Origin of the sequence: Paenibacillus zanthoxyli JH29, assembly GCF_000520715.1 — a bacterium.
Classification (GTDB): Bacteria; Bacillota; Bacilli; order Paenibacillales; family Paenibacillaceae; genus Paenibacillus_AQ; species Paenibacillus_AQ zanthoxyli.
Map to the genome: position 1 here is coordinate 1 of NZ_ASSD01000249.1, position 909 is coordinate 909.

Sequence of the window (909 nt, forward strand, 5' to 3'; positions counted from 1 at the left end):
GCGATATAAGTCCGCTGCCGTACAGTGTCATCACTGTTGTAAAGCACAGCAGGAGAAAGCCCAGCGCACCGATCGGCGTATGAAACCGGCCGGACATTCGGCTCATCCACTGAGGGGCGTGCCCCTGGCGGGCCATTGCATAGGCCACCCTTGAAGCGGCACCGACATAGGCGATGATCGTGGCGGTGCAGATAAACAGCCCCGTGAGCCCTGCGACTAGTCCGCCCCATTGCCCAAGCGGACGGCTGATCATCCAGACCAGCGAAGAGGAGCTTCCTTTAAGATAACTTTGGGTACCGACGACGGCCAGCGCCGTCAAGAAATAGAGCGCGCCGACAATAATGGCGGCGATGGTCACGCCCTTGACCGCCGCCCGCTGCGGGTCCTTAAATTCCTCGGACAGATGGGACACCGCTTCCCAGCCGATAAAGCACCAGAACAGAATCGCTGTCGCCTTGCCGATATTCATCCAGCCGTGCGGGACAAACGGCGTAAACGCGGCGCTGTCTATCCGGGGCAACGCCGCGGCAAAAGCGAAGACGAGCACGGCAACGATGGCGAGCACGACGGCGATTTGCACTTTGCCAGCGAGCTGCATGCCGACCCAGTTCATGCCGAGCCCGGCAGCAAGAATTGCGGCGGCCAGCGCAATTCGCGCCGGTTCGCCCCAGCCCATAGCGGCGGACATATAGCCCGATCCGGTAAGCGCGGCTACGGGAGCGCCGATCGGCACGGACATCAGGAAGAACCAGCCGACCAGCGTGCCGGCGCGTTCACCGAAGGCGAGCGTTACAAAATGGGATACGCCCCCGGCATTCGGGAATTTAGCGGAGAGAAGGCCCATCGAGAGCGCCATCGGCAGGATCAGCAGCGTCATGAATCCCCAAGCGAGCAGCGAAGCGGGCCCGG

The 909-nt window shown here is 62.2% G+C and carries 1 protein-coding gene; it reads right to left on the minus strand.

What is annotated here, in order from left to right:
* The coding region (locus L691_RS0109170; protein WP_025690147.1) for an APC family permease at window positions 1-909 on the minus strand (909 nt) is incomplete at both ends.